Source organism: Actinoallomurus sp. NPDC050550, from assembly GCF_040655075.1.
GTDB lineage: Bacteria > Actinomycetota > Actinomycetes > Streptosporangiales > Streptosporangiaceae > Actinoallomurus.
The window spans coordinates 55,293-63,122 of the sequence record NZ_JBFAJC010000011.1 but is presented as its reverse complement, the minus strand read 5'-3'; the positions used below and the strand labels follow the sequence as shown (position 1 = coordinate 63,122).

The 7,830-nt window shown below is 68.5% G+C and carries 10 protein-coding genes; 6 read left to right on the top strand and 4 right to left on the bottom strand.

Annotation, left to right across the window (positions count from 1 at the left end; all coding sequences use genetic code 11):
- The 4 genes from AB0I04_RS17620 to AB0I04_RS17605 all read left to right on the top strand — a co-directional run bounded on the left by AB0I04_RS17620 (position 1) and on the right by AB0I04_RS17605 (position 2,625).
- The gene (locus tag AB0I04_RS17620; protein WP_360885523.1) at positions 1-741 is read left to right on the top strand and encodes an alpha/beta fold hydrolase; all 741 of its coding nucleotides are present in this window, start codon (positions 1-3) and stop codon (positions 739-741) included.
- A 47-nt stretch (positions 742-788) separates the two neighbouring features.
- Positions 789-1,445 carry a 4a-hydroxytetrahydrobiopterin dehydratase gene (locus AB0I04_RS17615; RefSeq protein WP_360885522.1) on the top strand — a complete coding sequence of 219 codons (657 nt, stop codon included), beginning with the start codon at positions 789-791 and terminating at the stop codon, positions 1,443-1,445.
- Positions 1,446-1,505: 60 nt separating this feature from the next.
- Entirely contained in the window at positions 1,506-2,024 is a 519-nt protein-coding gene (locus AB0I04_RS17610; RefSeq protein WP_360885520.1) for a GNAT family protein, read from the top strand.
- A 112-nt stretch (positions 2,025-2,136) separates the two neighbouring features.
- Positions 2,137-2,625: a hypothetical protein gene (locus tag AB0I04_RS17605; protein WP_360885518.1), complete on the top strand. Its 489-nt coding sequence runs from the start codon at positions 2,137-2,139 to the stop codon at positions 2,623-2,625.
- Between the two features lie 85 nt (positions 2,626-2,710).
- On the opposite strand, the gene AB0I04_RS17600 is transcribed toward AB0I04_RS17605, so the two are convergent.
- Positions 2,711-3,124 (bottom strand): MerR family transcriptional regulator, encoded by a 414-nt coding sequence (locus tag AB0I04_RS17600; RefSeq protein WP_360885516.1) that lies wholly within the window; start codon positions 3,122-3,124, stop codon positions 2,711-2,713.
- Positions 3,125-3,306: 182 nt separating this feature from the next.
- On the opposite strand from AB0I04_RS17600, the gene AB0I04_RS17595 reads away from it, so the two are divergent.
- Positions 3,307-4,746: an MFS transporter gene (locus tag AB0I04_RS17595; protein ID WP_360885514.1), complete on the top strand. Its 1,440-nt coding sequence runs from the start codon at positions 3,307-3,309 to the stop codon at positions 4,744-4,746.
- 158 nt (positions 4,747-4,904) lie between these two features.
- Here the strand turns inward: AB0I04_RS17595 and AB0I04_RS17590 are convergent, their stop codons facing one another.
- A complete protein-coding gene (locus tag AB0I04_RS17590; protein WP_360885512.1) occupies positions 4,905-5,315 on the bottom strand; it encodes a threonyl-tRNA synthetase editing domain-containing protein in 411 nt (136 codons plus the stop codon).
- 340 nt (positions 5,316-5,655) lie between these two features.
- A complete protein-coding gene (locus AB0I04_RS17585) occupies positions 5,656-6,258 on the bottom strand; it encodes a TetR family transcriptional regulator (RefSeq protein WP_360885510.1) in 603 nt (200 codons plus the stop codon).
- Positions 6,259-6,330: 72 nt separating this feature from the next.
- On the opposite strand from AB0I04_RS17585, the gene AB0I04_RS17580 reads away from it, so the two are divergent.
- On the top strand, positions 6,331-7,173 hold the full coding sequence (locus AB0I04_RS17580; RefSeq protein WP_360885509.1) for a class I SAM-dependent methyltransferase: 843 nt from the start codon (positions 6,331-6,333) through the stop codon (positions 7,171-7,173).
- A gap of 31 nt (positions 7,174-7,204) precedes the next feature.
- Here the strand turns inward: AB0I04_RS17580 and AB0I04_RS17575 are convergent, their stop codons facing one another.
- Complete coding sequence (locus tag AB0I04_RS17575) at positions 7,205-7,795, bottom strand: TetR/AcrR family transcriptional regulator (protein WP_360885507.1); 591 nt, start codon at positions 7,793-7,795, stop codon at positions 7,205-7,207.
- Positions 7,796-7,830 lie beyond the last annotated feature (35 nt).

The window sequence follows — 7,830 nt, the reverse complement described above, 5'->3', positions numbered from 1 at the left end:
GTGCCGGGCTGGTTCCGATGCTTCGACGCGCGGCCGTCCGCCGCCGTCCGGCTGCTGTGTTTCCCGCACGCCGGCGGGTCGGCCGCGTTCTACCGCCCCTGGGCGAGGGCCGCGCCGCCGTGGATCGAGGTCCATGCCGTGCAGTACCCCGGGCGCGCGGACCGGTTGGGCGCCCCCCTGGCCGATGACATCGGCTCGCTCGCCCGGGCCGTCACGGACGCGCTGACGCCGCTGCCGGGCCGGCCGGTCGCGCTGTTCGGGCACAGCATGGGGGCGACCGTCGCGTTCGAGACGGCGCGCCTGCTCACCGCGCGCGGGCACCCGCCGATGCACCTGTTCGTCTCCGCCTCCCACGCCGCCCACGACCGTCCGGTCGACGACGAGATCATCCACGAAAAGGACGACGAGGCCCTGGTCGGCGCGCTGAACCGGCTCGGCGGCACTGACGTGGAGGTCCTCGCCGACCCGCAGCTGCGCGAGCTCGTGCTCCCGTACGTCCGGGGCGACTTCCGGCTGGTCGAGACGTACGAGCACGAGCCCGGTCCGCCGCTAGAACACCCGATCACCGCGCTCGCCGCGGAGGACGACCCCGTCGTCAAGCCCGCGGAGATGAAGCGCTGGGCGGAACTGACCACCGCGGAGTTCACCCTCGACGTCCACCCCGGCGACCACTTCTACCTGCTCCCACGGACCGACCCGATCCTGGCGACGGTCGGAGAACGCCTCGGCCTGATCGGCTGAGACGGAGCCACGTTCGCCAGAACCGGATCAAGATGCAAGGGTGTCCCATGAGCAAGCTGACCGGACAGCAGATCGCAGACGAGGGGCTGGACGGATGGGCCTACCTGCTCGGCGGCCTGCAGACCCGCATCCACACCAAGAACTTCGCGACCGGTCTCTCGGTCGTCAACACCATCGGCGCGGTAGCCGACGAGATGAACCATCATCCCGATATCAACCTGCGCCACACCCACGTAGACGTCCGGCTGACCAGCCACGATGATGGCGCGGTCACAGACCGCGACATCCGGCTGGCCCGCGCCATCTCCTCCATCGCCGCGGATGCCGGGGCGCGGCTGGAATCCTCGAACGTCTCCCGGCTCGAACTCGCCCTCGACACGCCGGCCGGCGAGTCGACTCCGCCGTTCTGGGCCGCGGTGCTGGCGATGGAGCATCTGTCCGGGCCCGACATCGGCAACGAGGTTCGCGACCCGGGCGACCTTCTGCCGACCGTGTGGTTCCAGCCGTCCGGCAGCAAGGAACCCCGTCAGCGCTGGCACCTCGACGTGTGGGTGGATCCTGCGCAGGTCCAACCGCGCATAGACGCGGCGCTCGGCGCCGGCGGCACGCTGGTCAGCGACGCGGAGGCGCCGAGCTTCTGGGTGCTCGCCGACCCCGAAGGCAACCGGGTCTGCCTGTGCACCTGGCAGGACCGTGACCGATGAACATCGGGTTCTTGCGAAGAAAGTCGGACACGGTGGTCTCCCTGAACGGATGATCGACAGATGACTGATCAGGTGCGGCTGCGGCCGGTCGAGGAGGACGACGTCCAGATCCTGGAGGATCTGACGCAGCACCCGGAGACGGCAGGAGAGTTCGCGCGGTTCGGGTGGTTCGACCCGGGCCGCTACCGGCGGCGGTGGGCCGAGAACGGCATGATCAGCGAGGACGGCGGCACGCTGATGGTGGTCCGCGACGACGAGCGGCTGGGCTTCGTGGCCTGGCGTCGCCGGCAGACCACACCGGCGGCCTACTGCTGGAGCATGGGCATCGGGCTGCTGCCGGAGGCCCGTGGCCGGGGGTACGGCACCGAGGCGCACCGGCTGCTGGCGCGCTACCTGTTCGCGCACACCACCGTGCACCGGATCGACGCCGACACCGAGGTCGAGAACATCGCCGAACAGCGCGCCCTGGAGAAGGCTGGCTTCACCCGCGAAGGCGTGATGCGCGGCTGCGGCTGGCGTGACGGCGCCTGGCGGGACGGCGTCACCTACAGCCTCCTGCGCACCGACCCACCGGTCTGACCGCCGCCCTCTGAACCGGCGTTCAACGCATCGATGTTTTGGTCCTCGTCGAGGTATCCGGGAGCTACGTTGGCCTCCGCGGCCGTACGGCCTCGCGAGATGGAGGTTCCGGATGTCCGATGAGGTGCCGATCACCGATGACCGTGAGCCGGCAGGGGTCGTGACAGCGATGATCGATCATGTACTCGGGCTTGCGGTGACCTGGACAGAGTGGGACGGCCGCCCGCTGCCTGCCGGCGAGCGGTTGTACACCCCGCACAAGGCGATCCGACGGGTCACCGATCACCTCATCGATCACCTCGCAGAGCTGGAGGCGCGGCTGGCCGGAGACCGGACGATCCCTGATCGCTGGCACGCCTCGGCGAGCACCACTCCGGTCGACCTGGCACCCTTCACCGACCAGGACCTTGACGAGGCCACGAGCCGGCTTACCCGGCTCGGCCGGATCTGGACCGCCCGGTTGAACGCGCTGACGCCCGACCAGCTTGACCATTCGCCTGGAGAGGGCTGGACGTTTCGGCAGATCGCATTTCATCTGGCCGGGTCGGACTACTACGCCGACGCCGTGGGGAATCTGTCGGCCGTCGGCTCCGGCCGCTGATCCACGCCGGGCGTCGACGACGGCAGACAGCCGCGAGACCGCGCTCAGCCTGTTTCAGTCAAGGCGCTCTCGCGGATTGACGCGGTCAGCGGATTCCTGCGGTCCTGTTGCCGCTGACCGCTCGGACGGGCGCGGTGAACGGCCGGTCGGTGGCGGTGACCTGTCCGACCCGCTGCAGCTCCAATAGGAGCGATCTGGCTTCGCTCAGCAGTGTCTGCTGGCGCTCGATGCGGGCTATCTGCTCATCGATGCGCTGTTGGGCGCGGGCGCAGTACACGACCTCGGACGTGTCCTCACTGGGAAGCATGACGACGATGTCGGTGATGTCCAGTCCGACTTGCAACAACAGTTTGATCTTCGCGATCTGCGCGACCGCGCTCGCGTCGAAATCACGGTACCCGCGGCTGTCGCGTCGAGACGACAGCAGTCCTGCCGATTCGTAGTACCTGATCGAACGCGGACTCGCCCCGGACCGCCGCGACAGCTCACCGATCCGCATCGCGGCCTCCTCGCCTCCCACGCCACCTGCCCGTGGCGGCGATAGCGACACCGTAGCCCTTCCCGTTGGGCGTAGCGGCGCCCGCTGCAGGGCTTGAGGTGACATCGATGTCAATCGTTAGCGTCCACCTCCCACCACCCGCCACGGGTCGTCGGTTCCGGTCGTGAAGGAGGGGATCGCCTGTGTCCGAATCCATTCGGTCCAACAGGGTCGTGCTGCTCGCGTTGACGTGCGTCGGTCAGTTCATGGTGCTGCTCGACAACACCATCGTCGGTGCGGCACTGCCCACCATGCAGCTCAAGTTGCACACCACCTTGACCGGTCTGCAGTGGATCGTGGACGCCTATGTGCTCGTGGTCGCGATGCTGCTGTTGGCCGGTGGTGTGCTCGCCGACCGGTTCGGCCGCAAACGCCTGTTCCTGACCGGCGTGGCGGTGTTCACGCTGGCTTCGCTGTTGTGCAGTATCGCCCCGACGCTCGGCTGGCTGATCACCGCACGCATCCTGCAGGGCGTCGGGGCCGCGGCGCTGAGTCCCGCGTCCCTCGCCTTGTTGGCCTCGGCATACCCGCAACCGCAGGAACGGGTGAAGGCCATTGGCTTGTGGGCGGGCCTGAGCGGCGTCGGACTGGCCGCCGGTCCGGTGGCTGGCGGCGTCCTCACCGACACGTTCGGCTGGCCCAGCATCTTCCTGGTCAATCTGCCGATCGGAGTGATATCGCTGCTGGCAGGCATGCGAGTGCTGGGCGAGTCCCGCAATCCGGCGGCACCTACTCTCGATATCGCCGGTCAGGCATTGTCGATCCTCGGCGTCGGCGCGCTCACCTTCGGCCTCATCGCGGCAGGCGACCACGGTTGGGGTTCCCCGCTGATCCTCGGCAGTCTCGCCGCGGCCGCCGTCCTGCTCGCGTCGTTCGTCGCCGTCGAGGCGCGCGCAGCGACGCCGATGCTGCCGCTACGGCTGTTCGGGCGGCGGCTGTTCACCGTGTCCAACACCGCCATGGTCGTCGTCGGCTTCAGCCTGATGGGCTCGGCGTTCTTCTTCTCCCAGTTCTTCGTTTTCGTCCAAGGACACTCGGTACTACGGGCCGGTATCGAAACCCTGCCCAGCACGCTGGCCATGGTGATCACCAGCCCGTACGCCGGTCGCATCGCCGCCCGATTCGGCTTCCGCGTCGTCGTCACCGCCGGACTGGCCCTTGCGGCGGTGGGACTCCTGACACTGTCCACGGTCCATCACGACACCGGCTACGGCAACGTGTGGTGGCGGCTGGCCATCGTCGGCGTCGGCTTCGGCCTGACAATGTCACCGCTGACCGGCGCGGCCGTGTCCTCGGTCAACCCGCAAGACGGCGGCCTGGCCTCCGGCGTCAGCAGCACCGCCCGGCAGATCGGCGCCATCCTGGGAGTCGCGGTGCTCGGCGCCATCGTCCGCACCCGACAAACCCACGGTGCCACCTTCGAGACCGGACTCGACACCGCATTCCTCGCCGCCGGCATCGTCACCGCAGCCAGCGCGATCCTGACGGGCCTGTGGCTCGTCAGGAAACACCCTGTCGAACCGCCCGCGCCCCCGCGAGCACATTCGCCCGGCTCGGCCCATTCACCCGCAGCCGGCCGATAACGTACGGCGTCCCGAGACCCGATGTGCGAGGCTGGGCGCAAGAGGGGTCCATGTCGGTCCATACGTGCCACCGTGTGGAGACTTCCGAGGGAAGCGCATGGGTTATCGGGTCCGCATGTCGCGCGGGCGCGCGGTGCCGGGCTAACCTGAGCGGCTCGCTATACGTGAATGAACCGCTGCGATCCCATGTTTCCCAGTACGTCGAGCTTGAAGCTCTTCTGCCACCCGAAAGGCGTCATATCCACCTGGTAGGGCGTGCTTTCCGTAAGTCGATCGCGCAGGTCTGCGATGGCCCGATGCGACTCTTCGGGCGACGCCAGCGTATGCGATAGATGCGCGAAAGCATTGATCACGATCGACTTGGCATCAGTCTTACGGAAGACTCTGCGTATCGCTTTCGCCGCGTGACGGATTTTCGTCAAATCCCCGGGCTCAACTGCAACAAGAAGCAAGAGACAATTGTCCCACGCGAGTGGCGGCGGCATCGCAAGGTCGACTTCGGCACTGGACTGAGTGGCATATTCCAAGGAATATTCAGCGTTCCGGCATTCCAGGCACAAGATTTTCATGGGGGGTCGCACCGAAATCTGTGTGAGGCGTCAGCTAATGAGCGGGAGGGGCCGCAGGTCGATGTCTTGCCGCGCGCTGCCGGGCAATACGGAGGACTGCAGCAGGTAGCGACCGCGGGGCCTAACTTCCTCCTCGTACCACTCGTCGTCCGGGTCGGAAGGTTCGGGAGCGGAGACGGTCAAGGACGACGACATCCTTCAGTAAGGACGTGTGAGGAACCCGGACGCCCAGAGTTCTACCGGATAACGGCAGACAAAATCCGGATTATGCGAAAACCGAATCTTGAGGCCGGTCATGCCAGAGGTCAGGAGCCTCTAAGCCAGGTTGCCGCCGGGCGGTTCAGAGCAGCCGTCGTTGCACGACGTCGGCGATGACCGTGGTCACGAGCTTGTCGACGGCGTCGGCGTCCGGCGGGGCGCCCTTCCTGTCCGCGAACAGCATGTGCCCGCCGCCGATCAGCGAGAGCGCGAGCGAGTCGACGTCGGCGTCGACCGCGATGCGGCCCAGTTCGCACTCCTCGGTGAGGTAGGAGCGGATCATGGCGCTGGCCTCGGTCATGATCGGGATGCCATGGGCCAGCCCGGCTTGACGCAACCGGGCGCGCAGCTCGTCGCGGAAGATGACGAGACCGACGATCGCCACGGCGACCGGGTCGAACAGCTCGATCAGCGCGCCGGTGAGGTTGCCGGCGACGGTGCCGGTCCCGGCGGACTCGCGCAGGGCGGCGGCCTGGGCCTCGACGCGGGCGATGCGGTCGTGCACGAGCTCGGCGAGGAAGGCGTCGAAGTCGGCGAAGTGCCGATGCAGGACTCCCTTGGCGACGCCCGCCTCGGTGGTGACAGCCCGGCTGGTCAGCGCGCTCGCCCCGTCCCGGAGCAGGACGCGCTCGGCGGCGTCGAACAGCTGCTGACGCGCGTCACGGATGTGCACCCCGGTCGGCATCGCGCATCCCTCCGTACGTCGAATGGCCCCAACTCGTTGACCGAGTGGGCGCGCGCCCACTAAGGTGGGCGCATGCCCACTATACCGCAGGAGCAACCAACTCCTTCCGAACGCGCGCCCCGTGAGGCGCATCGAGCCCGAGCGATGGCGGAGTCGTTCGGTGTGGACCCCGAGCGCTACGACCGGGCCCGGCCGCGCTATCCCGACGCCCTGGTGGAGCGGATCGTCGCCGCCGGCCCCGGCCGCGACGTCCTCGACGTCGGCTGTGGCACCGGCATCGAGGCCCGGCAGTTCCTGGCGGCCGGCTGTACGGTGCTCGGCGTCGACCCCGACGCGCGGATGGCCGAGTTCGCCCGGCGGACCGGGGTCGAGGTCGAGGTGGCGACCTTCGAGGCGTGGGACCCCGCCGGCCGGGTGTTCGACGCGGTCGTCGCCGGACAGGCCTGGCACTGGGTGGACCCGGTCGCGGGTGTGGCCAAGGCGGCGCAGGTCCTCCGGCCCGGCGGCCGGCTGGCGGTGTTCGGGCACGTGTTCGACGCCCCGCCCGAGGCGAGAGAGGCCCTCGCATCGGCACTCCGGCGGGTGGTGCCCGACTCGCCGGTGAACCTCCCGTCGTCGGGCAACGGCCCGGCCAGGACGGCCATGGACATTTACCAGGCGATGTTCGCCTCGGCCGCCGACGGGATCCGGCAGGCGGGCGGGTTCGGCGAGCCGGAGCAGTGGCGATTCGATTGGGAGCAGTCCTACACCCGGGACGAGTGGCTGGACCTGCTGCCGACCACCGGTGCCCTCACCCAGCTCCCGCCGGACAAGCTGGCGGAGGTGCTGGAGGACGTCGGTGCCGCCATCGACAAGGTCGGGGGTGGCTTCACGATGCCGTACACCACACTGGCGGCCACCGCCGTTCGAACCTGAGCCGCCCGACCCCGATGACGGCCGCCCCGTTTCAGGCGGAGAGCGCGGAGTCCAGGCGGCACACGGTGGCGATCTCCGGCCTCAGCGCAGCGAACGGCAGGGGGCGTACGGCCTGCTGCATGAGGGTGCCGAGCAGGTAGGAGAACAGTGCGTGAGCTCGCCTGGGCGGGTCGTCGACCGGGATGTCGGCCAGCAGGTCGCGTAGGACGTCGATCATCGCTTGGTGCATCCGGTCGATCGGCTCGAGGCGGCCCTTCTGCCCGACGTCGACCCAGTAGCTGAACCACAGGAGGGCCGCGTTCGGCCGCTCGGCGAAGATCTCGAGGTACGCCTCGACGGCGGCCCAGAAGCGATCGGCCGGGCGGTCATGCCGATCCGCGGCCTCACCGATGCGTTCGAGACAGCCGCGCATGTGCCGGTCCATCGCGCCGTCGATGATCTCGTCCATGTCATCGAAGTAGTAGTGGATCGCGCTCTTCGTCAGCGGACTGGCGTCCGCCACCGCACGCGCGGTGCACGCGGCCAGGCCGTCCCGGGCGAGGACCTCCATGGCCGCATCGATGATCTGTTCCTTCTTGGCGCGCCGGCTCGGCGACCATCGCCGCTCCACGGATGACCCCATAGGCGAGGAGCGTACTCGTTCATTGCACGATCAGG

Excerpts from the sequence above, each read along its gene's own strand:
- AB0I04_RS17615 (WP_360885522.1), top strand. The coding sequence starts at position 789 with ATGAGCAAGCTGACCGGACAGCAGATCGCAGACGAGGGGCTGGACGGA.
- AB0I04_RS17610 (WP_360885520.1), top strand. The coding sequence starts at position 1,506 with ATGACTGATCAGGTGCGGCTGCGGCCGGTCGAGGAGGACGACGTCCAG.
- AB0I04_RS17605 (WP_360885518.1), top strand. The coding sequence starts at position 2,137 with ATGTCCGATGAGGTGCCGATCACCGATGACCGTGAGCCGGCAGGGGTC.
- AB0I04_RS17600 (WP_360885516.1), bottom strand. The coding sequence starts at position 3,124 with ATGCGGATCGGTGAGCTGTCGCGGCGGTCCGGGGCGAGTCCGCGTTCG.
- AB0I04_RS17590 (WP_360885512.1), bottom strand. The coding sequence starts at position 5,315 with ATGAAAATCTTGTGCCTGGAATGCCGGAACGCTGAATATTCCTTGGAA.
- AB0I04_RS17585 (WP_360885510.1), bottom strand. The coding sequence starts at position 6,258 with ATGCCGACCGGGGTGCACATCCGTGACGCGCGTCAGCAGCTGTTCGAC.
- AB0I04_RS17580 (WP_360885509.1), top strand. The coding sequence starts at position 6,331 with ATGCCCACTATACCGCAGGAGCAACCAACTCCTTCCGAACGCGCGCCC.
- AB0I04_RS17575 (WP_360885507.1), bottom strand. The coding sequence starts at position 7,795 with ATGGGGTCATCCGTGGAGCGGCGATGGTCGCCGAGCCGGCGCGCCAAG.